Annotated in this window: 25 protein-coding genes; 6 read left to right on the top strand and 19 right to left on the bottom strand. The window is 30.0% G+C overall.

Annotated features, from left to right (window positions below; genetic code table 11):
• Positions 1 to 350: 350 nt before the first annotated feature.
• The 14 genes from ACZ5N4_RS11200 to ACZ5N4_RS11135 all read right to left on the bottom strand — a co-directional run bounded on the left by ACZ5N4_RS11200 (position 351) and on the right by ACZ5N4_RS11135 (position 16962).
• On the bottom strand, positions 351 to 1625 hold the full coding sequence (locus ACZ5N4_RS11200) for an efflux RND transporter periplasmic adaptor subunit (protein WP_464209937.1): 1275 nt from the start codon (positions 1623 to 1625) through the stop codon (positions 351 to 353).
• Positions 1615 to 4704: an efflux RND transporter permease subunit gene (locus ACZ5N4_RS11195; RefSeq protein WP_464209935.1), complete on the bottom strand. Its 3090-nt coding sequence runs from the start codon at positions 4702 to 4704 to the stop codon at positions 1615 to 1617. Before ACZ5N4_RS11195 ends, ACZ5N4_RS11200 begins: the two co-directional genes overlap by 11 nt.
• 49 nt (positions 4705 to 4753) lie before the next feature.
• Positions 4754 to 5086, bottom strand: coding sequence for a hypothetical protein (locus ACZ5N4_RS11190; protein ID WP_464209933.1), 333 nt, complete (start codon positions 5084 to 5086; stop codon positions 4754 to 4756).
• A gap of 17 nt (positions 5087 to 5103) precedes the next feature.
• A complete protein-coding gene (locus ACZ5N4_RS11185) occupies positions 5104 to 6228 on the bottom strand; it encodes an ABC transporter permease (protein ID WP_464209932.1) in 1125 nt (374 codons plus the stop codon).
• Positions 6228 to 6908: an ABC transporter ATP-binding protein gene (locus ACZ5N4_RS11180; RefSeq protein ID WP_464209930.1), complete on the bottom strand. Its 681-nt coding sequence runs from the start codon at positions 6906 to 6908 to the stop codon at positions 6228 to 6230. The genes ACZ5N4_RS11185 and ACZ5N4_RS11180 overlap by 1 nt, the downstream gene beginning before the upstream one ends.
• Before the next feature lie 156 nt (positions 6909 to 7064).
• On the bottom strand, positions 7065 to 8189 hold the full coding sequence (locus ACZ5N4_RS11175; protein ID WP_464209928.1) for an ABC transporter permease: 1125 nt from the start codon (positions 8187 to 8189) through the stop codon (positions 7065 to 7067).
• A 188-nt stretch (positions 8190 to 8377) separates the two neighbouring features.
• Positions 8378 to 9028 carry a response regulator transcription factor gene (locus tag ACZ5N4_RS11170; protein ID WP_464209926.1) on the bottom strand — a complete coding sequence of 217 codons (651 nt, stop codon included), beginning with the start codon at positions 9026 to 9028 and terminating at the stop codon, positions 8378 to 8380.
• A 21-nt stretch (positions 9029 to 9049) separates the two neighbouring features.
• Entirely contained in the window at positions 9050 to 10237 is a 1188-nt protein-coding gene (locus tag ACZ5N4_RS11165) for a sensor histidine kinase (RefSeq protein ID WP_464209924.1), read from the bottom strand.
• A 219-nt stretch (positions 10238 to 10456) separates the two neighbouring features.
• Positions 10457 to 12463, bottom strand: coding sequence for a Na+/H+ antiporter (locus ACZ5N4_RS11160; protein WP_464209922.1), 2007 nt, complete (start codon positions 12461 to 12463; stop codon positions 10457 to 10459).
• A gap of 193 nt (positions 12464 to 12656) precedes the next feature.
• Complete coding sequence (locus ACZ5N4_RS11155; RefSeq protein WP_464209920.1) at positions 12657 to 13733, bottom strand: glycosyl hydrolase family 18 protein; 1077 nt, start codon at positions 13731 to 13733, stop codon at positions 12657 to 12659.
• Between the two features lie 151 nt (positions 13734 to 13884).
• Positions 13885 to 15330, bottom strand: a complete 1446-nt coding sequence (locus ACZ5N4_RS11150; protein WP_464209918.1) for an MFS transporter — start codon at positions 15328 to 15330, stop codon at positions 13885 to 13887.
• Positions 15323 to 15787, bottom strand: a complete 465-nt coding sequence (locus tag ACZ5N4_RS11145; protein ID WP_464209916.1) for a MarR family winged helix-turn-helix transcriptional regulator — start codon at positions 15785 to 15787, stop codon at positions 15323 to 15325. Before ACZ5N4_RS11145 ends, ACZ5N4_RS11150 begins: the two co-directional genes overlap by 8 nt.
• 208 nt (positions 15788 to 15995) lie before the next feature.
• Entirely contained in the window at positions 15996 to 16184 is a 189-nt protein-coding gene (locus tag ACZ5N4_RS11140; protein WP_464209914.1) for a DUF4250 domain-containing protein, read from the bottom strand.
• A gap of 46 nt (positions 16185 to 16230) precedes the next feature.
• Positions 16231 to 16962, bottom strand: a complete 732-nt coding sequence (locus tag ACZ5N4_RS11135) for a hypothetical protein (RefSeq protein ID WP_464209912.1) — start codon at positions 16960 to 16962, stop codon at positions 16231 to 16233.
• A 273-nt stretch (positions 16963 to 17235) separates the two neighbouring features.
• Between ACZ5N4_RS11135 and ACZ5N4_RS11130 the strand changes: the two genes are divergently transcribed.
• The gene (locus ACZ5N4_RS11130) at positions 17236 to 17460 is read left to right on the top strand and encodes a hypothetical protein (protein ID WP_464209910.1); all 225 of its coding nucleotides are present in this window, start codon (positions 17236 to 17238) and stop codon (positions 17458 to 17460) included.
• A gap of 1 nt (position 17461) precedes the next feature.
• Positions 17462 to 18385 (top strand): radical SAM protein, encoded by a 924-nt coding sequence (locus ACZ5N4_RS11125; RefSeq protein WP_464209908.1) that lies wholly within the window; start codon positions 17462 to 17464, stop codon positions 18383 to 18385.
• Between the two features lie 68 nt (positions 18386 to 18453).
• Here ACZ5N4_RS11125 and ACZ5N4_RS11120 read toward each other — a convergent pair whose 3' ends face one another.
• Positions 18454 to 18651, bottom strand: coding sequence for a cold-shock protein (locus tag ACZ5N4_RS11120; RefSeq protein ID WP_308037795.1), 198 nt, complete (start codon positions 18649 to 18651; stop codon positions 18454 to 18456).
• Positions 18652 to 19058: 407 nt separating this feature from the next.
• On the opposite strand from ACZ5N4_RS11120, the gene ACZ5N4_RS11115 reads away from it, so the two are divergent.
• The 4 genes from ACZ5N4_RS11115 (at position 19059) to ACZ5N4_RS11100 (ending at position 23569) form a co-directional block, all read left to right on the top strand.
• Positions 19059 to 19775: a response regulator transcription factor gene (locus ACZ5N4_RS11115; protein ID WP_464209905.1), complete on the top strand. Its 717-nt coding sequence runs from the start codon at positions 19059 to 19061 to the stop codon at positions 19773 to 19775.
• The gene (locus ACZ5N4_RS11110) at positions 19759 to 20775 is read left to right on the top strand and encodes a sensor histidine kinase (protein ID WP_464209904.1); all 1017 of its coding nucleotides are present in this window, start codon (positions 19759 to 19761) and stop codon (positions 20773 to 20775) included. Before ACZ5N4_RS11115 ends, ACZ5N4_RS11110 begins: the two co-directional genes overlap by 17 nt.
• 75 nt (positions 20776 to 20850) lie before the next feature.
• Positions 20851 to 21615 (top strand): ABC transporter ATP-binding protein, encoded by a 765-nt coding sequence (locus ACZ5N4_RS11105; protein ID WP_464209902.1) that lies wholly within the window; start codon positions 20851 to 20853, stop codon positions 21613 to 21615.
• Complete coding sequence (locus ACZ5N4_RS11100; RefSeq protein WP_464209900.1) at positions 21605 to 23569, top strand: FtsX-like permease family protein; 1965 nt, start codon at positions 21605 to 21607, stop codon at positions 23567 to 23569. Before ACZ5N4_RS11105 ends, ACZ5N4_RS11100 begins: the two co-directional genes overlap by 11 nt.
• 85 nt (positions 23570 to 23654) lie before the next feature.
• On the opposite strand, the gene ACZ5N4_RS11095 is transcribed toward ACZ5N4_RS11100, so the two are convergent.
• The 4 genes from ACZ5N4_RS11095 to hpdC form a co-directional block, all read right to left on the bottom strand.
• Positions 23655 to 23966 carry a CC/Se motif family (seleno)protein gene (locus tag ACZ5N4_RS11095; protein ID WP_464210905.1) on the bottom strand — a complete coding sequence of 104 codons (312 nt, stop codon included), beginning with the start codon at positions 23964 to 23966 and terminating at the stop codon, positions 23655 to 23657.
• Positions 23967 to 24130: 164 nt separating this feature from the next.
• Positions 24131 to 25006, bottom strand: a complete 876-nt coding sequence (locus ACZ5N4_RS11090) for a Crp/Fnr family transcriptional regulator (RefSeq protein ID WP_464209898.1) — start codon at positions 25004 to 25006, stop codon at positions 24131 to 24133.
• Between the two features lie 287 nt (positions 25007 to 25293).
• Positions 25294 to 26232, bottom strand: coding sequence for a 4-hydroxyphenylacetate decarboxylase activase (hpdA, locus tag ACZ5N4_RS11085; protein ID WP_464209896.1), 939 nt, complete (start codon positions 26230 to 26232; stop codon positions 25294 to 25296).
• 11 nt (positions 26233 to 26243) lie between these two features.
• Positions 26244 to 26504: a 4-hydroxyphenylacetate decarboxylase small subunit gene (hpdC, locus tag ACZ5N4_RS11080; protein ID WP_464209894.1), complete on the bottom strand. Its 261-nt coding sequence runs from the start codon at positions 26502 to 26504 to the stop codon at positions 26244 to 26246.
• Between the last annotated feature and the right edge of the window lies 1 nt (position 26505).

Here is a 26505-nt window from a genome sequence, read left to right as displayed (position 1 = left end):
ACTTATAATTTTTTAGTTTATACCCATTTAATTTATATTAACATATAAGCAAAAATTTTAAACCAATATGATACAAATTATACATATTTAAGTACCAAATGTCACTTTTTATAATTTATATTTAGTTGTAAAATTAATCTTTTCAAGAATTTATACAGGTTTTGCCAGCATCTTTATCCGTTAAAAAGCCCTATGACAGGTGTTTGAGTAACATCATGAAACATATCGAGGCGCATAAGTCAACTTTCGGTCTTTGAAGCCTTAAGTTATTTATCTATACTTCTTTTCTATACTTCAATTGCATTAAAAAGAAAACTTCAATTGAAAGCAATTGAAGTTTTCTTTTATGTTTATTTTACTATATTCACCTTTTCCCCATCAGCTAATATACTTTGTCCTTCAGTAATTATATCATCATTCTCTTTTATATTACCTGATACTTCTGTGAATTTATTATTTGAAATTCCAGTGTTTACAGACACCTTTTTAATCTTACTATTTTCTACTATATAAATATAATTTACGCCATTCTCTATTTTGATGGCTTGATTAGGAACAGTTAACACGTTTTCCTTGCTTTCAGTTTGTAAAGATACTTTTGCAAACATACCAGATTTTATTTCTCCACTGGCGTTATCAACCTTAATCTTAACAATATAGGAGTTGTCTTTCGAGTTAGCTTCTGGACTTATAGTCTCTATAACTCCTGACACTTCTTTATTTTCTAGTGCACTTATAACTACTGGTATCGATTGTCCTACTTGAAGTCTGCCTAAAATTTTATCTGGAACAGTTATCTCTGCAGTTACCGTAGTTGAATCTATAACGGTAACAGAACCAGATTGGCCGCCTGCCATTTGGCCCACTTCAACATCTTTTGCTGCTACTATTCCTGAAATAGGTGATGTAATTTTAGCATTATTTATTTGAATTTGTACAGAATTTACCCCTGCCTGTGACTGTGCTACTTGGGCAGCTGCAGCTTTTGTGTTTTGAGGTCCAATTTTATCTAGTAATAAATTTAAGTTAGTTTGATCTGCATTTAAATCTATAGATGCATTGTCAAATTGAGTTTTTGAATCATCTAATTCTTTTTTTGCTATAGCACCTGCTGCATATAATTTTTGCATTTTATCATAATTGTCCTTAACATCATTAAATCTCACTTGTGCCTTTTGAAGGGACTGTTCCGCTTGAGATACTTGTTGTGCCAATCCTGAATCACTTGTTTTTTCTAAGTTAGCATTTGCTGCTTCAAGTCCTGCCTTTTGTGCCTGAAGATTTGCCTCTAACTCTGCTGAATCTAATGTATATAATAATTGTCCTGCAGTAACCTTGTCTCCTACGTTGACATTAACACTAGCAACTCTTCCACCAGTCTTAGGGAAAACAACAACTTGAGTTTTGGCTTTTAAATTACCTGGGAATTCTACGTCTGCCGATATACTTCCGCGCTTTATTTTTTGTGTCTTAACATTTCTTATTTCTTGTTTTGCTTCTATTCCTTTATCTTTCTTTAAAGAACGAATACCCTGAAATGCAGCAGCAACTACTAAAATAATAACTACAATTGATATTACTCTCTTTTTTTTAATGTTTTTTATACTAATCCCTTTAAACTTCATATTCTCCTGCCCCCTTTACCTTTTTGCTTCTATTCTTTCTAAAAATAAAGTTTTTAAAATCATCAATAAATGTATATACTACCGGTAATACAATAGGTGTAACTACAGTTGATACAATCATACCACCTATTATTACTACTCCCATGCTCCTTTTCATTTCACTTCCTTCTCCTAATGCTAGGGTAACTGGAAGCATGGAAACTATCATTGTGGCAGATGTCATTATTATAGGTCTTAATCTTGTCATACCTGATTCTATAAGGGCATCTTTCAAAGTCATACCTCTTTTCATCAGTGTGTTGGTATAATCTATTAGTAATGTACCATTTTTAGAGGATAATCCTTCAAGCATTATTATTCCGATTCCCGACATTACATTTAAGCTTTGTCCAGTTACTGCTAAAGCAATCAACGCTCCCATTAAAGCAAAAGGCAATGCAATCATTCTTATAGCTGGTGTTAAATAAGATTCATAAAGTACCACTAATATCATGTATATAAGCGCTATAGATGCTCCCAGTGCCAGCATAAGAGATCTACCAGCCTCATTCATACTTTTATCTTCTCCACCAAAGCCTATAGTGTATCCGGTCGGTACTTTAAGTGATTTTAATTTAGCTTTAATATCATTAATAACTGGTCCAGCTACTCTGCCTTGAACGTTAGCATCTACAACAGCTACATCCTGTTTACCTTCTCTTTCTATAGATGGAGGAGTATCTGTTTTTTCAATAGTTGCAACTTGGCTTAGTAATATTTGCTGTCCTTGAGAATTGGAAACTCTTATATTTTTGATGTCATTAATACTTTGTACTTCTCCCTTCATAAATTTAAGAGTTATATTATTTTCTTCATTATTTGCTCTATAAACTCCTACCTGATTACCTGATAATGCAACTCTTATAACACCACCAATATCCGAAGTATTAAGTCCATAGTTAGAAGCAGCTAACCTATCTACGCTGATTCTTATTTCGCTATTTCTTATCTTTGTTGAATTTCCTATATCCGTTGTTCCAGGAATTGATTTTAATAATTTTTCAACCTCATTTGATAATGCTTTTAATGTCTCTTCATCTCTTCCTTTTATTTTAATAGATATTGGTTTACCGCCTCCGCCACTGCTATCTGATTCTGTTACTTGAAAATCTATTCCAGGTATCTTTTTACCAAACTCGCGAACCTCACTTGCAACCTCACTTTGACTCTTTTTACGTTCTTTCTTAGGAACTAAATTAACATAAAGTCTAGCAACAGCTTTATCGGAACCTGATTCACCATTTCCTCCGACTATTGTAAAATAATTCTTTATTTCTTTAGTTTTATGCAAATAATTCTCTACTTCAACTACCTTTTCATTTGTTTGTCTTAGTGTTGAGCCAGGACTTAGTGATATATTTATAGTGATAAAGCTTTCATCAGATTTAGCCATAAATTCTGTATTTATCGCTCCAGTTAAAAGGAGTCCTATACTTAATATTATGCCTGATATAGATACAAGTAAAACCTTCCATCTATTATTTAATGACCACAAAAGAGTCTTTTTATATAGTTTCAAAACTTTGCTAAATAACCCATTTTTCTCTGCTTTTTCTTTCTTTTGAGCATCTGTTTTTTTAAGTAATCTAGATGCAAGCATTGGAGTAAGGGTAAAAGAAACTATGAGAGAAAACATTGTAGCTATAGCTATTGTTAATCCAAATTCTCTAAAAATTTGTCCTATCATACCTGACATAAAAGCAATAGGTACAAATATAACAATATCACACAAAGTTATAGCAATGGCTGCAAGTCCTATTTCTCTACGTCCAGTAATAGATGCCTCTATAGGATTTTTTCCCATATCCAAATGCCTTTGTATACTTTCCAATACTACTATAGAGTCGTCTACCAGGGTACCTATAACTAAAGATAACCCCAGCAAGGACATTAAGTTTAAAGTAAAATGGAATTGATACATAAGGAAAAAGGTAGCTATAAGGGATGTTGGTATAGAAACTAACACCACTATTGAAGATCGTAAACTTCTAAAAAATAGATAGAGTACTACTGCAGTCGTTACTATTCCTTCTAGAAGATTATGTTTTATCTGTGTTAAGGCAGAAGTAATAAAAACAGTATTATCAAATGCAACATCTATGTTCATTCCTTTAGGCATGGTTTTTCGAATTTCTTCTAGCTGTTTTTTTACATTATCAGCTACTTCTACTATATTGGCATCACTTTGTTTTGTAATCATTATTCCTATGGTCTTATTATTCTTAAATCTTATTACGGTATTAGACTCTGGAACTTCCAACTCTATTTTAGCTATATCAGAAAGGCGTATACTTCCTCCTGCTAAGGTTGGTATTTGCAAATTTTTAACATCATTAATATTGCTAAATTGACCAACTACTCTTACGGATTCGTCCATATCCTCCTGCTTAATTTCTCCACCTGGTATATTTAAATTATCTGCTTGAAGCTTTTGTGCTATAGAGTTAGCACTTACTCCATAATAATTCATGGCTGTTTTATCAAGTTTTATCATTAGTTGTTTTTTATCTCCACCTACTAATGTAACTTTTCCTACCCCTGTTACCTTTTCTATTTCATCTTTTAATCTATCAGATTCATTGTAAAGCTCGTCATAATTAGCAGCTCCATTTAAAGATAAAATTAAAATTGGTTGATCACTGACGCTCATTTTATATAGAATAGGTTTATCAGCGTCTTTTGGGAGCTTACCTGATGCATTTTCAACTGCTTTCTGAACATCTAAATAAGCTGTATTAGTATCTGCACTCATTTTAAAAGTTATTGTAACTGTACCATATCCTTCTTTTGCACTGGAGTTAATTGTATCAATACCACTAATTCCAGATACAGAATCCTCTATAGGTTTTATAATATCCTTCTTTATATCCTCTGCACTAGCTCCATTATAAGAAGTAGTTATTGATATAACAGGTATATTCATGGATGGCAATAAATTTGATCCCATATTTTTATATCCAATGACACCTAATGCGAGTACTAGCACTACTGCCATCCATATTGCCGTTGGTCTTTTTACTGATAATTCGGTTATACTCATGTTTGTCCCCCTTTTTAATATTTTCTATCAATTAGTTTACATACAGCTTTTATTTTTTTAAAATTTCAAACCTTACACTTTTAATTGCATAAGTAGTAATAAAACTTTTAAAGTTACTATTATATTTTTTCAATACATTATGCAGCATATATCCAATTATCGGCAATAGCATAGTTACAAGCACTTCCGAAAATAACGTATTATTTCCAAGATATATTGGCAAACTCGGAAAAACAAGGTGCATAATAAGAAAAACAGGTGCTAATAAGCAAATATAAGCAATAGTATATATACTGCCAAATAATAAACACATAGATAAAATTAATGGTGCAAATATAAATATGTTAAATGCACTAACTATTATATTTATAGCCTTACTCATTGATAATTCCTCTCTTTTTAAATATTAAGATATTCATAATCCATAGCCTTAAGATTTCTTAAAGGTGAAATGATGTTACTTATGGATACAAATAGTGGAACTAGAAAAGCAGTAAAAATGCTACCTACATGAAAACTATAGACATATTGACCATTAGGTTTAAAAACTACTATATTTAGTAATTCTACTGCTATTATGGTGAATGTAATGCCAAAAATAAATGCCAATAAGTTTAAGATTACATTTTCTTTTAAAATCCTCTTATATATAGCCATTTTTTTATATCCAATAGCAATTAAAATAGCAACTTCGCCTTTTCTGTTTGAAAACAATATATGATTTAAGTTACCTAGTGAAATACATAAAACTATGATTACTATAAAATTCAGAATAAATTTAAGAGAATTCATAATCATAAAGAGCTCATTCAATTCATCATATGCAGACCTATAATCAATAATAGTAACCTTACTTTCTTTCATAGCTATAAGTTCATCATTAATCATTTTGTCATTTTTATTTTTTAGAGAAAACATTAAACTTTGGTTTAGCACCTCTTCTCTTTTGGTATCTCCAGCATTAGTTGTTAGCATGGTATCTACAGTTCCATCGATTATACCGCATACCTTATATCTCCTATTTAAAATTACATTTAAATCAGGATCTTTACTTAAATAATCTCCTATTTTAATTTTATTTTGTTTGGCAATCTTAAGGGGTATAAGTAGTTCATTACTGTTTGCTGAAGGAAGTTTTCCTTCTACAAGTTTTATATCGAACGCTTTAAGAACTTTAGGGATATCCTCTTCAAAGACATTAAAGCCTTCAGTACTAATGTCACCAAAGGGACTTTTATATTGAAAACTTCCAATATTATTTATAATGGGTATTATGTACTCTACATTGCTAGATCCCTCAATTTTATTTAAAATTTTATCTGGTATAGGATCTTTAGTATTAGCCCTTACACTTGTTACTTTTTCAAACATATTTAAAGAACCCCGGTTTATTTGAAGTATGCTGCTGTATAATATTATTGAAAAGAAATATATAATAAATACACCTAATGCCATACATATAAAACCTGGCAGCACCTTCTTTGCGTTATTTTTTAGATAAGTGACCGTTGAGAGAGGTTTCATTATATTCCTCCCCTGCCTTTATCAATGGAAGCAATAGCGCCATCAAACATGTTAATAACATAATTGGCGTTCTTTAAAATACTATGATCATGGGTTACTACTATAATCATCTTATCTTTTTTATAGCTCTCAAGAAATTTCATTACTTCTATAGCACCACTAGAATCTAATGCTGCTGTTGGTTCATCAGCAAAAATTACTTTTGGATCTCCTATTAATGCTCTAGCAATAGCTACTCTTTGTCTTTGACCTCCAGACAGCTGATAAGGTTTTTTGCTTACAAGATGTGCAAGTCCAAGACTATCCAATATGGATACTGCTTTTGCCTTTGCCTCCCTGCTGTCATCATTTATTGGTACTAATACATTTTCTAGCACAGTCATATACTCAATTAAAAAATGTCTCTGAAAAATAAATCCAAAATCTCTTCTTCTTATACCAGCACTTTCAGAAGGAGAAATTTTATTATAATCTATATCTTTATAATAAATCTTTCCTGAAGTCGGTATTTTAAAGCCTGCTAGTGAATAAAGAAGAGAGCTTTTCCCACTTCCTGAAGGTCCCATAATTCCAATAAATCTATCACCATCCAGAGAAAGATTTATATCCTTAAGTGCATAAGTTTCAGCTTCTTTACCTATGTCATAAACTAAATTTACGCTTTCCATTCTAAAAATCATGATATTCTCTCCTTAGGCATCCTCAAAAATGCTAGTCTATTTTACATATAGAGCTACTAAGTCTAAAGTTAACTTATATAAAGGGATATGTTTCCAAAGTTTTTAATGGACTGAAGCTTTAGAAACATAGCTCGGGGTATAAGTTAACTTTCAAGTTTAGTTATTTTCAATCATCCCAATAGGATTAAGTTTGTTTATCATTTCATTTATAGGTACTATAGTAAATAATGTAGTGAATAGAGGAATATATAAAGATACAAGCACGGCCTTTCCATTAAATACTACTCCTACAGCACCTGCATTCTCAAAGATATTTCTTTTAATCAAATAACTTATCCCAATACCTAAAATTAGCCCTAAAATATATGAAATTGTATTAATTGTCAGCACTTCTGATACAGCCATCTTTAGTATCTGCCCTTTGGTGTATCCAATAGCATTTAGTATTCCAACTTCTTCTTTTCTATTAAAAAACTCAACATATTTTGAGCTTCCAACTGTAACTACCATTAAAAATATAGATAATATACTTATGACCTCCAAAATTCTCATAGACCCTTCAACCTCATGAAATTCTTTATCTAAAGTATTAAAAGTATTATATACAGCTTCACCTTTGGGTAGATTTTCAACCAGTTTATTAACTTCGCTAATCTTATTTTTCTTAGGAAAAACTATTACTCCCCTCTGCAAAGACTTTTCATTATCACTATAATCCTTAAAAATTTCATTATTAAAAGATACAACAGACAACATGCTTGCACCTTTTAATATTCCAACTACCTTATATTCCCCATTTATTCCATCAAACTTATCTAATGCATTTCCAACACTGTCTCCAATAGTGATTTTTTTATTTTTTGCAACTAAATAATTTACTGCAATTTCCTTTTTATCTTTTTTCGGCAATCTTCCAGTTATAACCTGTATAGATTCTTTCTCCAAAAAATAATTCATATCTTCGTCTTTTACCCCTATTACATCCGCGAAGGTTAAACTTCCTGGAATACTGTACCTTATCCCATACTTCATAAAAGGAACTAATCTTTCTACACTTTCATTATCCTTAACTTTTTTAATTATATTTTCATTGTCACAGGACATAATCGTAGCATGGTATTTATACGACTCAATACCAAGTTTATATAAAGAGTTCTCTATTGATTTCACAAAAGTATTAATCAAATACAAAAAAGAAACTGCAATTAACACCGGAATAATGGAACTTATAACTTTATCCTTATTTCTTCTACTATAATTTAAAATTGATAGAATCTTCATTATTATATTCCCTTCTAAGTAAGTATTTATTTTCCTTACCTGTATTTCTTATCCGGTTTACTTCCAAATATAATAATAAGTGAAATTGCAATAATAAAAAAGTTACCCCAGTCACATTTTTTATGACTGGAGTAACTTTTTATAGGATTTCTAACTAGAAAGTTGACTTTCGATCTAGGCTCCCTATACTACGCTTCAATTATTTTCTTTATCTCAACTGCTGCTGCAGTCCTATCTGAAGTTCCAAGTTTGCTATAAATATTACTTATATAATTCTTAACTGTACCTTCGGATATAAAAAGTGATGAAGCTATTTGGCGGTTATTGAAACCCATTGATAACATTTTTGCAATTTCGATTTCTCTCTCTGAAAAATCATGCAATACCTTTTTTTCTTTAGGTTTAATTATGGCCTTTTCAGAAAGTTTTTCAACGAGCTTCTTAGCTACACTTGAAGGAAGCATAAGCGAACCTTTGCAGGCATCATTTATAGCTTTAACAAGTTCATCTCCTTCTATGTCTTTCAGTATGTATCCCGCTGCTCCATAATTTAAAGCCTCAACAATATAATCTACATCGTTAAATGTAGTTAAAATTAAAACAACAATTTCAGGATATAAGCTTTTCAATATTTTAGTACACTTAACTCCATCCATTTTAGGCATTCTTATGTCCATTAATACCAAATTAGGAGAGTCCTTTTTACAAAAATCTAGTACCTCTTCACCATCCTTTGCCGTACCCACAACTCTAAAATTATCTTCTAACTCTAAAATGGTCTTTAGTCCATCTCTCATTAGAGTCTGATCATCTGCTATCAATATTTTTATTTCGTCCATAACCCACCTCATCATCCTATATTAAAAGCTAATATATACACTAAACCCCTCTCCAAGTTTTGATGATATATTAAGACTTCCATTAAGCTCCAATATTCTTTCCCTCATAGCCCTAAGCCCAAAACCATAAGTAACTATGTCAGCTCCCCTTCCGTTATCCTCAAGAGAAAAGAATACTTTTTCATTGTTTAAATACAACTTAACTAAAAAAGCATTGCTTTTACCATGCCTTATACCGTTACTGAGACCCTCTAAAAGTGCTGATATAATAACCTTTTCCTGAGCTTTGGTAAGAGCTATATTATAATCTATTTGTGCTTTAATTATTGCCCCTGAATGTTTTTCTGTTTCCGCTATGATTGACTTTATATCAGAATAAAAATCAAGTATATCTTGTCCATTTTCAAGTACACGTACAGAACTTCTTATGTCATTAAGGCCTTTTCTAACCTGCCCCTGAGCTAGATTAAGTTTACTCTCTGCAAGGTCTATGTCCTTTTTTATAAGTCTTTTGGCCGCTTCCATTTCAACTAAAACTGTAGTTAAAGTATGTCCGACTGTATCATGTATTTCTCTAGCAATCCTATTTCTCTCTTTTAATGCAGTTATAGATTCTACTCTCTCATAAGCTTCTTTAAGATCATTGTACATAGAATCTTTTTCAAGCTTTTTAACAGTAACTTCTTTTAGCGCTGCTTCTATAAGCTCCGTCTGTTTTAAAAGATGATTAATCAGGAAAAATATTATATACACTACAATAAAAATTGGTAAATTTAATAATGTTGAAGAAATAGCTTTAACATTATCATAATCTAATTTGCTTAAAATGGAAACACCGGATAAAGCATATAATGTAAAAAAAGCACAAATTCCTCCTATAATCTCCTGATTTACAACTATGTCAGCTAACATAAAAAGATATAATCCTATAGATATATGGCTACTATCAAATCTATTAATTAAAAATATTAAACACACTTCTAAAAGATATACAGCCAAAATCATTAAGTTACACTTTTTTAGAATTCCCCACTTATTCAAGGGATCATATAGGAAAAATGTATTAATTGAGTATACGGTTAGAAGAATAAAGTATAAAGACATCAGTATAAACCAGTTTGTATTATTATATATACAATCAACAAGCATAATTAATGTAAATACGCAATAATTTATGATTATTACAATATTTTTAGCTTTACTATTCATTAAAAATTCCCCCAAATAAGTCTTTCATTGCTATGATTAGTACTAGTTAACCCTAAAATAATTTTAGCAACAAAAACTGTTTTGGTTTTTGTTGCCATAGAAACTTTGTTGTACGTACACCTTATAGATATTTACCAATGTTATTATACCAAATTTCACAATCTTTTACATCATTATTTAATAATACTTATATAAAATTCTTTTAAAAAATACAGATTCTTATTCCATTATAGTAGCTTCCCAATAATTAATAAATTTTCGTAACTTATTTGCAAGCTCACGATTGATTTCTCCGTTTTCAAAGAGAGATTGAACTTCTTTTCTCTGTACTTCAATAGCTTTAAATTGGAGCTCTCTCTTATGTTTATTAAATTGTTCATTATCTTTAGGCTGACTACCTCTTTGTATTCTCCTAATAAATTCAGTATAATGTGCAATTATCTCTAATGAGATTCCTCTATTTTCATCGTTAATTTCTTTTCTAATAGCTGATATGGCTGCATTGTATGCTAATATTTTAGCTGATTCAATCTCCTTAATATCAGTCATAGAGTCATTATTAGATGAAGAAAATATTTTTAAAACAGCTCCTTTAATTATTGAAATAGCTAGAATAATTCTATGTTTTAGTCCATTTGATAGAATACTTTCGGTGTGATTAAATTTTTCTTTAAGAACATTGTAGGCATTTTGAGAAATCTTCCCTGCTTTAAATAATTGTTCAATTTCATCTTCTTCTATTTTAAGTGCCTTAGCATAAATATTCTTTTTCATTTCACTAGACTTCAAATTTAGCTCTACTTGATTTTCACTTCTATAACTCTTCCTAATATATCTATTATAGCTAGAAATAACATACAAAGCAGCTTTTTTATTTTCATCATTTATCTCTTCCTTTAATACTTTAATAGAAGCCTCTATTACTTTTATAAATGCTTTTCGCTCAATTTTATTTTTATCTTCCCCTTTTGACTGTTCCTCTTTTTTCACAAGAATAGGCAGAATTATACTTGTTTCAAGCAGACTAAAAAGAATAACTCCTGCTGATATAAATATAATTAAATCACGTTGTGGGAATGGGGCTCCACCTTGTAAAGCATAGGGAATTGAAAATGCTCCCGCCAAAGTCACTGCTCCTCTAACACCTGAAAGTGATGTCAAAACAGCTGCTTTAAATCTTAGCTTATCGAAAAGTTCTTCTTTCCTAAACCTAAGCTTTCCTTCACCAAATATGTAAACCCATAGAAATCGAATTAAAGTTAAAATGATGGAAATAACCACAATATATCCGAAAACCTGTAGATTATTAAATTTCTCATCTATAAATATTATTTTTATTACACCAGGAATTTGCAATCCAAGAATTAAGAAAACAAGACCATTTAAAATAAATAAAATTACAAACCAGGTACTATCTGAAACAATTTGCAATTTTGACATAAAGGACTCTGTGTGCTCATGCTCAATAGAGTGTATAATCCCTCCAGAAACAACAGCTAAAATTCCCGATACCCCTAAATGTTCTGAGGTTAAATAAATGAGAAATGGGGTCAGTATCTGAATCAACATTTGAATTGTAACATCCTCCATACCTAAGCGGCGAATAAGTCTACGTATATGAATAATTAAAAAGGATAAAACAATCCCACATAAAATCCCACCAATAGCAATTATAAAGAAGCTAGCCGTAGCCTTAATTAACGAGAAACTTCCGCTAACAGTTGCAGCAACCGCAAACTTAAATGCTACTAACCCTGAAGCGTCATTTATTAATGCTTCTCCTTCAAGAAGGTTCATTATTTTTTTAGGTAAATGGATTCTCTTAGATAAAGCTTGAACTGCTACTGCATCTGTTGGTGACAAAATTGCTGCTAATGCAAATGCTGCTGATAAAGTTATGGACGGAATCATCCAGTGAATAATATATCCTACAATAAATACCGTCACAAAAACCAAGCCAAGTGCCATCAATAAAATTGGAGTTCTTAAATTCCACAGTTCACTTCTTGATACTCGTTTTCCATCATTGAACAAAAGAGGCGCAATAAATAACACTAAAAATAACTCTGGTTCTAATGCCATATGTATACCTAGCGGCAGGATTGCTAGTATCATCCCTAAAGAAATCTGAATCAATGGAATAGGGAATGAAGGAATAAAACGATTTATAATATTAGAAATTCCAATGCCTGCTAGTAAAATTAAAATAATTATAAATATCTCCAAATAATCCTCCCCTTTTTATTTTTATCGCTATATTAATAATACCATATTGTAATTATGATTCCTCTTAAAAAAATATTGATTCAAAACCAGCCAACAGGTATGAAATAAAAAAATGTGGTGAACTTCACCACATCTTAGCTTCATAGTTTATATTATTAATTTTAAAATTTTATTTTTATCTAATTTTGTATGCTTATTTATTTAACTTTGCCTTAATAGTTGACCAATAATCTGCATTTTCAAGGCCAAGCCTCCAGATAGCTATACCAGCTAAATTGTTATCATTAACGATGTCCAATTTGTAAGAAAGGCTTGTACTATTTTCAAACCATACAGTATGGCTGACTCCTGACTTATCTTTATAATTAAAGAATGGACTTTTATAGGCATCATTCCATTTAATTTCTGCATTATTGGTTTCTGCTAATTTATATATTGCGTCAATTCCATAAGCTTTTGAGCCCTTCGAAGACCAATCATATCCGTAGCTCGCAACTCCTAAAACTATTTTAGATGTTGGTATATTAGAGGAAGCATATTTAATAACACTTTTTACCCAGTTAATCGAAGCAACAGGTCCAGCAGCACCGTCTAGAGAATGTTCATCGTAGGTCATTAATATAACTTCATCTGTATATTTTGCAATTTCTTTATAATCATAAGCACCACTCCAAGAGGCCTTAGGATCATCTTTGATTTTTGCTGGCACCGAAGCTGTAACAGTAAAACCTTTTGGGTTAAGTTCCTCATAAAGTTCCTTTAAAAAGCTTGTATAGTAATCTCTGTCATAGTAATAGACATTTTCAAAATCTATATTTACACCTTTATAGTTATTTGTTTTTAAGGTATTCAAGATATTATTTATTAACAGCTTTCTATTAGTAGGATTTTCAAGCAAGGTCTTTGCTAAATCAGCATTAAATTTATTTGTTATCATAGCTAAAGGCTTAATTTTATTGTTATTAGCGTATGCAATTTGTTCTTTGGGAACATTACCAGATAAGTTGCCTTTAGTGTCGATAGTATAAGTATCTGTTGCTATATTATTTATTGAACTAGTATTTTCCACCATTTGATTATAAGAGGATTTATCCTCTGGATAGTAGTAGGTTGTAAATGCTAGGACAGTTTTATCCTTATTAGTAGCTGTTGGCACTGTTGTATTTTCTTTATTATTATGTTTATTAAAAACAATAAATGATGTAATAAGAATTATAGAAATAGCAACTCCAGCTAAAAGAACTGGTAATAATCTTTTTTTATTAAACATAAGATTTCCTCCTAGATTTTATACGTAACAGGCTTCTATTCATACCCATATAAGTTTAAATAGGAATATAACCATTATGTATAAGATCTTGGACAATTTCAAATGTAAGTTTTAACATAGGTGGACAAAAATTGATTAAGCTTCTAAGTAGTTAGTTCAAAATTGCACTTTCTTTTCCAGCTTTTTTGCTATTATATAATCTAAATGCAGTTATCGCAACTCCAATTAAACACATGACTGCTGCAGATAAATATACGTATCTCATTCCATAAATAAATACATCCTCTCTGCCTTTTATATAGTCAACTACTCTGTACCCAATCTTGTGACTCATTCTATTGTATAGTAAAAGAGTTGCAAGAGAAGTTCCCATAACCATTCCAAGATTTCTAATAAGTGCATTTACACTTCCTGCAATACCAAGTTTGTCCTTTGGAACTGTAGACATTATTAGAGAATTATTAGGTGACTGGAACATTCCATTTCCTATGGTCATAATTACTATATAAACCATTAACATAACAACTGGGGATTTCTCATTTAAAGTAGATATAAGTAATAATCCTAAACTTGTAAATGAAAGACCGATTACTGTAAGAATCTCTGATCCAATCTTATCTGATAAATAACCACTAAAAGGAGCTACTACTGCTAAGACAATTGGGGAAACCATCATAAAAAGTCCCGTTGCCGCTGGAGAAAGCTTTAGCACATCTTGAAAATAAAAAGGTAGTATTATATTTGATGCACTGATTGCAATAAAGGAAATAAAGGCACATACTATACTTATTGAAAATAAACTGTTATCAAAAATTTTCAATTGAAGAAGTGGTAATTCCATTTTTCTCTCTACAATAATAAAGATTATAAAAGATATAAAGGCAATAACAAAAGCGGAAATCATAATTGGATTGCCATATCCAATACTTTGACCTTGAACTAATGCTCCAAATAATAGCACAGTGAAAACAGTAAATAAAAAGGATCCTTTTACATCAAGCTTTTCCTTAAGCACTGTATTTGATTTTGGGAACACCTTTATTGTAAGTATAAAAACAACTATTCCTATTGGTACATTTATTAAAAATATATACTTCCAACTTACAGCTGAAACAATTATACCACCTAGTGGAGGACCTGCCATAGCACCTAAAGCAACGAAAGTTCCTAAAACTCCAAGGGCTCTTCCCCTCTCATTTGGAGGGAAAACCTGAGTTATAATTCCCTGGTTAGTAGCCATGGTAGCAGCGGCCCCTATAGCTTGTATTACTCTTGCTGTCACAAGTACTGGCAGCGAGTTTGTAAATCCGCATAATAATGAACCTAAAGTAAAAAGAACTACACCAAACCTGAAGACCTTTGTCTTTCCTTTTATATCACCAAGTCTTCCAAATATTAAGATTGTAGCTGCAATAGCTATTAAGAAACTAGTAACTACCCATTCAATAGCCGCCATACTAACATTTAATTTATCTGACATATTTGGCAGCGCTACGTTAACAATACTACCGTCTAATGTAGCCATGAATGTTGCAGATAAAACTGTAAATAGAATTATCCATCTTTTTTTGTATATTTCATTTTCTATCTTATTCAATACTTTTCATCCTTTCACAACATTTCTTTCTGTGTCTCTTGCCATTTTCTAAAACACTTTCTAAAAAGTTCAAAGAAGCTTCTATTGTTTCTCTGTCATTGCCCTGTACTAGAATATTAGTGAAATCATCAAGAATTTCAAGAATTTCAGGAATTATGCTCTTTGCTTTATCTGTTATATAAAGCTTATACGCTCGTATATCCTCTTCATTTTCTTCCTTCCTTATGTAGCCAAGTTCTATTAATTTTTTAACAGTTCTCGCAGACATGGCTTTATCTACATTAAGTTCCCTGCTTATTTCATTTTGACTTATACCTTCATTTCTATTTAATACAAGTAAATAAGGATATGTGCCTGTAGTAAGATTAAATTTTTCAAGTTTTTTATCAATATGAGCCTGTGTACATCGGTATATGCTATTAGTTAACTTAAGTAAAGGTCTTATTTTATTATCCATATGTTTTCTCCTATTCTATATCTTACTGTTTCCTTACTTTAGATTTCTTTAACTTACAAAGCAAAACTTCTGACTAAAATAAAATAACACAACATAGTTGATTAGTCAACCATGTTGCATCGATTTCATAATTTTAATTTTATCCTTTTTTATTGTTCTTTATCATAAATTAGCTCAACTAAAGTCTTTTCACTTTCTTCGCCGTTCATCATTTAAATTGATTAGTACTGCTATCATATTCATAACCTATGGCACTGAGTTTATCTATAATATCTTTCTCCTTTAAATCATAATAACTAGATAAACTTTCAATACTTTCAAATTCATCTCTCAGCTTAGTATTTATAAAACTTAGCAACATATATGGATCCATAGATAACATTTGATCTTTATTCATTTTCTTCACCTCAAAACAATAATTTTCTAATCTTTACAGAAAAAGCTTAATTTATAACCCATTGAATTTTTGAAGCATCAATAAATCTAGTACTCTTCCCTGTTTCCATGTCCATAATATAGGTTTTACCAATATTGCCTTTAGTAAACCCCTCTATCAGAGTTCCTATAGGCGTTAGATGCTCCAAAGAAAAATATATAAGATACTTTCCATCTGGAGAAAAACCAACAGGTGAATAGCCCGTAAACTTTTCATCATATATACCATTAAATTTTAATAAACATTTTTCTTGTCCATCTTTTTCTATATAAATAGAGCCATTCTTTTTAATAGCTTTTATACCAGCAGCTTCATTTTTTATATAATCAGTATCAATCATCGTTGGTTTCTTAGAATTTTTTAAATCTAATTTGCTTATAAACTTGGCATCCTTGTCTCCTTTCCTAATAGAAAACAAGCCCCAATCTCCATCATGCATAGCTGCAAAGCTTATATCCCCGCTTTTGGTATCATAGTAAAAATCACTGATATTATCGTTATATCCTCCATAGCTGTCCTTGCCTTTTCCCTTATGACTATATATAAGTTGCTCATTTTTTAAATTAGTATCAAATTCATATAGGTTTAATATTTCATTTACTCTTTTTGTATAATAAATTTGTCCTCTTAATTTTGTAATTATATCTGAATTGGCTTTGTCTTTTATGCTTTTATATACACCGTTACCTAGAAAAATAAGTATTATTACAGCAGCGAAAATTAATAATTTCTTTTTCAATTAAAACTCACTCCCTTTTTATAATATTTTGATATTTACAATTAGCAGTTTGCCGACAATGTTGTTAGTGTAATTTTACACTATATGGTACCTTCAGTCAATATTATTAATATATACCATTATAATTAACTCCTAAAAATTTAATATTTATTAAATAAAATGTCTGACTATGCTAACAATAATTAGTGAGATTATTAAGTAATTCTTAGACTCAATTGAGTTTGCTTATTTTGATATGAGCTTATAAAAATAGATTAGCTAGAGGTGATTACCATGGATTTAAAAAATATTAAAAAAGTTGAAGATTTAACCATTATGAGTGATGCAAATAGAAGGTTAGAACAAGGTTGGGTACTTATCGGAACATATAGCAATAGTTATGACCGTTTTTCTTATCCAGGCGAAACTGCTTTTCATTATGTAGTAGGTCTTCCAGAAGGTGCTGAATACCTAGATACTCCTCAAGATACCAACTACAACGATCCTGGTGAAACATAAAATGGTGATTTCTATGTATAAACCTTCATATTTAAATCTATTAGATAATGGACATTTACAAGCTAGAGTATCACATTTAAAAGAAATGCTGGAAAACTGTGTCTTATGTCCTCATCAATGTAAAGTAAATAGACTAAAGGGCGAAAAGGGCTACTGCAAAACTTTAGACAATGCCATCGTATCTGGAGCTGAACCTCACTTTGGAGAGGAAGAAGAATTAGTTGGAAATTTCGGTTCAGGTACAATATTTTTTTCTCACTGCAATTTAAAGTGTGTCTTTTGTCAGAACTATGAAATTAGCCATTGTGGTGAAGGAAATGAAGTCAGTGCAGAAGAATTAGCAAAACTAATGCTATATCTACAAAGTAAAAAATGTCATAATATAAATCTTGTTTCTCCTGGCCACATTGTACCTCAGATAGTTGAAGGCATATTTATTGCTGCTAAAAAAGGACTAAACATACCAATTGTATATAACACCAACGGATACGACTTAACAGATACTCTAAAGTTACTAGATGGAATTATAGATATTTATATGCCTGATTTGAAATTTTCTAATGATGATATTGCTTATAAATATCTAGGAGTTAAAAACTATTATAAAATTGCAACTTCCGCTATTAAAGAAATGTACAATCAAGTTGGAAATCTCAAAACTGACGACAATAATATTGCATATAGAGGACTTCTTATAAGGCATCTAGTTATGCCTGGAAACCTTAGCGGCACAGAAGAAATAATGCGCTTTATTGCTGATGAGATATCTATAGACACATATGTAAACATAATGGCACAGTATTTTCCTCAGTATAAAGCCTATGACATTAAGGAATTAAGTAGAAGAATTACTAGAAAAGAATATCAAGATGCTGTAAAGTCTGCTGAACTTGCTGGATTAAAAAACTATAGAAGTAGTATTTAAAATATAATCTTAAACAGCTAAAAACCCCTTAAACAATATTATTGTTTAAGGGGTAAAATATTTACTAATTAGATAATAGTAATATTTTCTGCTTGAGGTCCTTTTGGTCCTTCAACTACGTTGTAAGAAACTTTTTGACCTTCTTCAAGTGATTTGTATCCATCTTTATTTATTTGAGAAAAATGTGCAAAAACATCTTTTCCATCTTCTCCTGTAATAAATCCAAATCCTTTTTCTCCATTAAACCATTTAACTGTACCAGTCATATTATGTGTACCTCCAAAATTTTGTTTTTCTTAAACTCGTTGTAATAATTTGTTAATAAATTTCAATAGCAAAATACTATATTTAAATACTAATCAAATATATTATGTTTAAATTAATTACGATTTATTTAAGCATCTTTTAACTTTACCACCTTTTATTACAAAAAGCAAGCTATTTTAGTATTTTAATAATTCATTTTTTATATTTTTACCCTATTAATATATATTTCCTTTCATTACAACAAATATTTGTTATATATATTATTGGTATAATTCTCATTCTTTATACAAACACTTATTCTTATTTTAAAAAGATCACATTTGAAGCTTTTTCTATTTCAAGGGATTTATATACAAAAAATAAGATGATATACTTAAAACATACATTACAGGTATTAGGAGGAAATATGGATAAGCTTTGTATAATAGAGGATGATTTTAAGCTATGTGAATTAGTTAAGGAATATTTTGAAGCTAAAGGATATGATGTACACATAGTAAAAGATTTTATTAATATATTAGATGAAATAAGTAGAGAAAAACCCAATTTAGTATTACTAGATATAAATTTACCTTATTTTGATGGTTATTATGTTTGCAGGGATATTAGAACTAAATCTAATATTCCAATAATAATAATTTCAGCTAGAAGTGGAGAAAAAGATCAGATTTTAGCTATTGATCTAGGAGCAGATGATTATGTGACCAAGCCCTTTAAGTTAGAAATATTATATTCAAAAATTAAGGCTGTTTTGAGAAGAACCTATGGCGAATATTCTTCTACTAATAAAGACATTGAAAGATTAGCCTTGTATTTAGAAGAAAAGGATTTTACTATTCATTTTAAAGATAAAAGTGTTGAACTTTCTAAAAACGAGTTTAAGCTTATTAATAAGTTTTTGCTGAATTCAGGAAGAGTAGTTAAAAGAGGTGAATTGTTTCAGGCGCTTTGGAATGAAGATACATTTGTTGATGAGAACACACTGACGGTCAATATAACTAGAATTAAGAACATATTTAAAGAGCTAGGAATTAAAGATATTATAAAAACTAAAAGAGGTGTTGGATATATTTTTGATGATAGTGTACTAATAGAGGTGGACGAAGATGAAAAATACAATTAAGAACTTTTTTATAGATAAACTTTTGTACATATTTTTTATGTTACTAAATTCGGCTTTGATAACAACCTTTTATACCTTTACTGTAGGTGAAAATGTTGAGATTATATATCCCTTTATAATAACTGTATTTCTTATTTCCGCTGCGCTGATAATTGATTTGTTTAGATATTACGGATTTAATAAAAACATTATATCAATGCAACAGGATGGGAATCACAGACTAAAAGCATCAACAAGAGAGCAAAAAGAAGTATCAAAAGCAATTAGGTATATTAACCTAAAATATTCTGAGAAGGAACAAAAGCTCTTAAGTGATTATAAAAATAAAATATACTTTTTAAGCGGTGCAATACATAAGTTTAAAAACTATATGTCTGTTATCGGACTTATAATAGAAAAAAATAAATATAAAGATGAAGAATTAGATTTAGTTTTAAAGGATATAGAATATGAAAATGACAATTTATGTGCTTCCTTAGAGCAAGTTTTAAATTATATAAAGCTTGATAGTTTTAGTAATGATTTTGAACCTATAGATATTAACTTATACGACGAGCTAAAATACATAATCAATGCAAATAGAAGTACATTTATAAATAATGATATGTTTCCTATTCTAAACTGTGAGGAAAAAGATAATTGTATAATAACAGATAGAAAATGGAACAAGGCAATAATAGAACAACTAATTACAAACGCAGTCAAATACAGCTCATTAAAAAAGAAAAGTAAAAATATATATTTCAATATTTTTAAAAAAGGTAATAATGTATTTTTAGCTGTAAGAGATGAAGGTATTGGTATACCAAGTTATGATTTTAAAAGAATATTTGAACCTTTTTTCACAGGAGAAAATGGCAGAAAAATAAGAAGTTCAACTGGAATAGGCTTATACATAGCCAGAGAAGTAGCGCTGAAGTTAGGACATGAAATATATATAGAGGAATCAAAAGTTGATATAGGTACGGTGTTCACAGTTAAATACCTTTCAAAATTGTAAGGTTATTTTCACATAGATAAATTTTTATATGTGGCAAATAATCTTAAGATTGTAGATGAAAGGGAGCTGATTATTATGGAAATTTTAAAAGCAAAGAATTTAACAAAGATATATGGTAGTGAAAGAGGCGAAGGATCAACAAAAGCATTAAACGGAATATCTTTTAGTATAGATACCGGAGAGTTTGTAGGCATAATGGGTCCATCTGGCAGCGGAAAAACAACACTGCTTAATGTATTGAGTGGTATTGATAGGTTAACCTCAGGAAAAGTAGCAATAAATAATAAATTGATATGTGAAATGAGCAAAAAAGAGCTGGCTTTATTTAGAAGAAGAGAAATAGGATATATATTTCAAGATTTTAACCTTTTAGATAGCTTAACCTTAAAGGAAAATATAATTCTTCCAATGATTTTAGATAAGAAGCCCTCAGATGAGATGGAAAAGAAAGCTAGAGAGCTTATGAAGCTTTTTGAAATATATAGTATAGCAAATAAATATCCTTATAACATATCAGGAGGACAACAGCAGAGAGTTGCTGTAAGTAGAGCACTTATTAACGACCCATCAATAATTTTTGCAGACGAGCCAACTGGAAATTTAGATTCAAAGTCCTCAAAAGGTATTATGGAATGCTTTGAAAAGATGAATAGAGAACTTCAATCAACTATATTAGTAGTAACCCATGATGTTTTTGCAGCGAGTTTTTGCAACAGGATTATATTTATTAAAGATGGAAAAATACACTCAGAAATTATTAAAAAAGGTACTAGAAAAGAATTCTTAGATAGCATCTTTAACTCCTTAGCTGTACTTGGAGGTGACAGCTATGACATTTAAAGATATAGCGATTAAAAACTTTATGGGAAATCTAAAAAAATACTTAGTATACTACTTATGCAACAGCTTCATTATAGCAATGTTTTTTATGTATTCAACATTAATTTTTAATGAAAAACTATGGACAACATCTCAAATAGAAAAAGGTGTTTTGCAGATGTTGATTATTCCTAATGTAGCCTTAGCAGTATTTTGTATATTTTTTATAAGCTATGCCCATTCTTCATTTATAAAGTGGAGAAAAAAAGAATTTGGTGTATTTATGAATCTAGGCATGACAACTGAAGATATTAGAAAAATTATCATTTATGAAAATATAATAGTTGCTTTAGGTGCAATACTATTAGGACTTTTAACAGGAGCCGTTTTCTCAAGGCTATTTTTTATTGTTATCGCAAGTCTGTTAGAAGTTAGAGGAATAGCTTATACTATAGGTTTTAAGAACTTTATGGTTTCAATTAGTATATTTTTAGGTATATATTTTGTTAACTTAATTACAACAATAACAACTACCTATAAATTTGAGATAATTACGCTATTAAAGGAAAATAGAAAAGTTCAGAACAATAAGATCGGTAATCCCCTATTAGCTTTTATTGGCATAGGTATAGTTGTGTGTTCTTCTATATTTTTATATTTAGAATTTATGGGCAGATACCAAGGGCAGGCATTACTATTATCAACTATATTAATTCCAATAGGCGTATATATGATAATATCCCAATTTGGAGGAATATTAATAAAGCTTTGCAAAAAAAACAAAAAAGCCTATTATAATAGATTAATATTCATAACCTATATAAATAGCAAGTTTAAGGAAACTAGAAAAATGATATTTATTCTTTCAATGCTAGTTACAGTAGTTATATTTTATGTAGGATTTATACTTAGTTTTTGTATCACAGCTGAAAAAAGTGCAGTAGATGCAAATACTTATGACATTTCTTATGCTGAAATTAAAGATAAAAATGTAATTTCTAATGAAAAAGTAAAAAGAATAGTAGTTGAAAATAATGAAAAGATAAAAGAGCATGAAACACTTGAATTTATATATTATTATGGGACTAATAAAATGCCAAATCTCTATATACTTATGACCGATAAAGAGATAAATAAGCTAGGAAAAACAAATTTAAATGTTAGTAAGGGTAAGTTCATATCTCTTTGTCAGTTTGAAAGAAAGGATGAAACTGATAAAAAAAACATAGAACCCCTTAAGCTAAATTTTAGTCTCAACAGTGGCACATATGAATTATATGAACAAGAGGTTGTTTATAAAGCGTTATTTAAAAGCAGCAATTACTGTTACTCTAACATTATTGTTTTAAATGAGAGTGATTATAATTTTATTAAGAATCAAAAAAATATCTGTGAGCTTGGTAAATTTCAGTTATATAACTTTAGCAATTGGAGAACTACAAAACCTATTGTTAAAGAATTAAAAAGTGAGCTTGATATAGTAAATAAAAATACAAAAGAGATACCTCCAGCTTTAAATAAACATGAAAATCCTCTAGAGATTTCCTCAAAAATTGGCAGTTACAATTATAATAAGCAAGGAGCCAAGTTCCTACTATTCACCTCAGGCTCTTTAGGACTATTCTTTTTTATAGCTACAGCTATAGTGTTGTTTTTGAAATTATTATCAGATATTGATAGTGATAAAAAGAGGTTTAACAGTATGTACAAAATAGGAATTTCAGATGAAGAGATAAGAGAACAAATAGGAAGTGAACTTAAACCCTTATTTTTTATAGGGCCTATCATCGGAATTATATTGGCCTTCACCTATACTATAATCTTCGGCCAAGATGTAACATCTGATATAAGAAAGTATTCTATATATTCTAATTTAATAGTTTCCTTAATATTTTTGTTCATACAAATAGTTTATTATTTTATCTGCAAAAAGATTTATAGTGATGAGATACTAGAAGAACTTTTTATACAATAGAATTAAGAAACGTAAAATAGTAGCTCCATGTACAGATGGAACTACTATTTTCTATAAGAAGTACTTTGAACTAATAACTATATCCCTAGTACTTCTTCTTTTGCCATGTTTTTTGTTTATATGCAAGTACCCCGTTTACGATTAAAGACTTATGTCCTAAAATGTTACGAAGCTTAATTTTAACATCTTTATTTTCTTCAGTCATTATTGTTTTAGGGACATACACTGTAATCTCATCTTGGACAAAGTGCTCATAATTTTCGCTCTCCTCCGGTTCTCCTAACTTGATTACAGGAACAAAAACAGGTCCAGAGCAGCATCCTCCTCTATTGTCCATTTCTATATAAATATCCTGAACATTCTTTCGATTTAAATACTCTTTAACACCTTTTTTAATTTCTATATTAATAATAACCCCTCCTTTTGCTTAAGTTTTTTACTGAAGTAATCAAATATATTATAATACATTCTGCATTTTCTGTCATTTTTTCAGGAACATAAAATTTTAATTTTCAAATTTATTGCTTTAAATTTGGTAAGAACCTGATATTTTGTAAGTGCTTAAATATCAAACTTAAAGCCATGTGTATCCTTCTTATTGAATTCTCTTACATAAGTAGATAGCTCATAAAGATAATTTTTATCTAAAATAGTAATTGAATTTTCATCTTTTTTTATACACCCTTTTTCAATAAACCTATTAATAGTATTATATAAATTCTTTCTACTTACCGATAAAGTTTTACAAATTCCATACATGCTATTATATTTAAAGATATCCTCTTGAGAATTTTTCAAAATGTAAAAAGCAAGTAATTCTTCTAATCTAAAAAGATCTTTCATCATCAATTTTTTATACATATAATACATTCTTTTGCTTGTCTTATAAAAAAATATATTTAGAAACTCTGAATTTTGTTGTAACTTTTTAAAGATGTTCTTATTTATCTTCAGTAGAGAAGAATTGCTGGTTGAAGTAATGTCGCAAAACAAATTTTGTTCATAAATATAACTAATTTTTCCCACAAATTCATTTTCAGAAAGTGTATCCACTAAAAAGCTTTTTCCGCATTTAGTTATGATTTCTATTTTAACATTACCTTCTAAAATAAAAAAAATTTCTTCAAGATTTTCATCAGAATGAGTTATGTACTCTCCCTTTTTATATTTTACAATAGGTATTTCATCTAAATAATCCTTTATATAGCTGTAAATGCAGATATCCTTTAACTCCATATCAAAACCATCCTTTGTAAATAAGTTATAGATATCCAACCTTAGTGCTTGACTTATCCACCGGGATATGTTTCCAAGCTTCAGTCCCTTAAAAACTTTTAGACAGTCTAAATCTTGTGTTTTAAGCAGAGAGCCAAAATCTATGATTTTGTGCGAGTCGCTTACTCCTCTAACGTAAGGAAGAGGAGTTTCATATAACATAAGTCGCTATGCTCAGTCGGACCAACTTATCAATCAGTATTGATAAGTCGCTCGTGAAAAGCCATTTAGGCTCTTCACCAACTCGAAGGTGCTTAGGTTGTCTTAAAACACTTCACTAAGACTGATACAAAGTTTTTAAATCTACCTTCAGCTTTGGAAACATATCCCTATGTATAATTTGAGTATCTATGTTGGATATCTATATTATAAATTAAAACTAGTAATCCCAATAGTAGGATTACTAGTTTTAATAAAATTTGTATTCTATACGGATTTTGGCTCTCTGCTTAAAACATGGTATCGTGAGCAATATAACAAGCTATGTTATTTTCTAAAAATAAATCCTGGATTTCTTCTAGTCTGGAATGACTAACATCTCCATTATCTTTATAATCATATTCTTTACCGAGCTGTGTCCATTTTGACTCTCCTAACCTATGGAAAGGAAGAATGTTTATTTCAACGATATTGTTGGACTTCATAAAATTGATTAATTGTAATATATTTTCATCATCATCATTAAAATCTTTGATAACAGGCATCCTGATAATGAGTCGTCCATTCCAATTAGATTTTGCAAGTGAAGATATATTATTGAGAATTAAGTCATTATAAACTCCAGTCTTTTCCCTGTGCGTTTCTCTATTCATATGTTTAATATCAATAAAGGCAAAGTCTATATGCTTCATTACTTCTAAAAAGGTTTCTTCTGGTGCATATCCGCTTGTTTCAATAGCTGTATGGAATCTAGCTTCTCTGCACAACTTTAAAACCTTAAGTAAAAAGTCACTTTGTCCGAGAGGTTCTCCACCGCTGAAGGTTACTCCCCCATTACTTCTCCAATTGTTTGAATCCCTTTTTAATATATTCATTAATTCATCAACGCTATATTCCTTTGAACATGACTTTAAAGCATTATAATAACAAGCCTTAGCACACTCAAAGGTTGTGCAGGAGCTGCAAATATGTAAGTTTAAAACTGGCTTATTTTGTTCATCAAAACTCAAAGCATTTTTAGTGCATTTATCTCTACAAACTGTACAGCCTTTATTATATTTACAGGACATTTCACTAAACATAATGCGAGATTTTTTACTCCAGCTTTCTGGGTTTGCACACCATCTGCAGCTAAGAGGACACCCACTCATAAAAATAGTAGTTCTACAGCCGGGACCGTCATGAACAGAAAAACTCTGTATATCAAATATTATTCCTTTAGTATTCACTGTTTTACCTCTTATTTTTTAAATTTATGGCCAGTACAAGTTATTGCATTTAGGCTGCCATAAACCCAATCTTCTTTAGATAAACCCTTACAAGTTCCTATACCCTTTTCGTCTTCATTATGAAAGTGCCTGCAGTTATTGCATTTTGGAGCTAAATGAAATTTTCCGCAGGTATCACCATCTATATTTATTAATGCTTTAGTTAATCTACAAATTCCTTTAGTCGCATCTATGCTAGAAAAATTTAAACAATCATTATGTTTTAACGCCATA

Source organism: Clostridium nitrophenolicum (assembly GCF_055391695.1).
The sequence above is the reverse complement of the archived record's forward strand: the minus strand, read 5'-3'. Positions and strand labels throughout refer to the sequence as shown.

Coding starts and splice junctions, on each gene's coding strand:
- ACZ5N4_RS11200 (WP_464209937.1), bottom strand. CDS start 1,625: ATGAAGTTTAAAGGGATTAGTATAAAAAACATTAAAAAAAAGAGAGTA.
- ACZ5N4_RS11195 (WP_464209935.1), bottom strand. CDS start 4,704: ATGAGTATAACCGAATTATCAGTAAAAAGACCAACGGCAATATGGATG.
- ACZ5N4_RS11190 (WP_464209933.1), bottom strand. CDS start 5,086: ATGAGTAAGGCTATAAATATAATAGTTAGTGCATTTAACATATTTATA.
- ACZ5N4_RS11185 (WP_464209932.1), bottom strand. CDS start 6,228: ATGAAACCTCTCTCAACGGTCACTTATCTAAAAAATAACGCAAAGAAG.
- ACZ5N4_RS11180 (WP_464209930.1), bottom strand. CDS start 6,908: ATGATTTTTAGAATGGAAAGCGTAAATTTAGTTTATGACATAGGTAAA.
- ACZ5N4_RS11175 (WP_464209928.1), bottom strand. CDS start 8,189: ATGAAGATTCTATCAATTTTAAATTATAGTAGAAGAAATAAGGATAAA.
- ACZ5N4_RS11170 (WP_464209926.1), bottom strand. CDS start 9,028: ATGGACGAAATAAAAATATTGATAGCAGATGATCAGACTCTAATGAGA.
- ACZ5N4_RS11165 (WP_464209924.1), bottom strand. CDS start 10,237: ATGAATAGTAAAGCTAAAAATATTGTAATAATCATAAATTATTGCGTA.
- ACZ5N4_RS11155 (WP_464209920.1), bottom strand. CDS start 13,733: ATGTTTAATAAAAAAAGATTATTACCAGTTCTTTTAGCTGGAGTTGCT.
- ACZ5N4_RS11145 (WP_464209916.1), bottom strand. CDS start 15,787: ATGGATAATAAAATAAGACCTTTACTTAAGTTAACTAATAGCATATAC.
- ACZ5N4_RS11140 (WP_464209914.1), bottom strand. CDS start 16,184: ATGAATAAAGATCAAATGTTATCTATGGATCCATATATGTTGCTAAGT.
- ACZ5N4_RS11130 (WP_464209910.1), top strand. CDS start 17,236: ATGGATTTAAAAAATATTAAAAAAGTTGAAGATTTAACCATTATGAGT.
- ACZ5N4_RS11125 (WP_464209908.1), top strand. CDS start 17,462: ATGGTGATTTCTATGTATAAACCTTCATATTTAAATCTATTAGATAAT.
- ACZ5N4_RS11120 (WP_308037795.1), bottom strand. CDS start 18,651: ATGACTGGTACAGTTAAATGGTTTAATGGAGAAAAAGGATTTGGATTT.
- ACZ5N4_RS11115 (WP_464209905.1), top strand. CDS start 19,059: ATGGATAAGCTTTGTATAATAGAGGATGATTTTAAGCTATGTGAATTA.
- ACZ5N4_RS11110 (WP_464209904.1), top strand. CDS start 19,759: ATGAAAAATACAATTAAGAACTTTTTTATAGATAAACTTTTGTACATA.
- ACZ5N4_RS11105 (WP_464209902.1), top strand. CDS start 20,851: ATGGAAATTTTAAAAGCAAAGAATTTAACAAAGATATATGGTAGTGAA.
- ACZ5N4_RS11100 (WP_464209900.1), top strand. CDS start 21,605: ATGACATTTAAAGATATAGCGATTAAAAACTTTATGGGAAATCTAAAA.
- ACZ5N4_RS11090 (WP_464209898.1), bottom strand. CDS start 25,006: ATGTTATATGAAACTCCTCTTCCTTACGTTAGAGGAGTAAGCGACTCG.
- hpdC (WP_464209894.1), bottom strand. CDS start 26,504: ATGGCGTTAAAACATAATGATTGTTTAAATTTTTCTAGCATAGATGCG.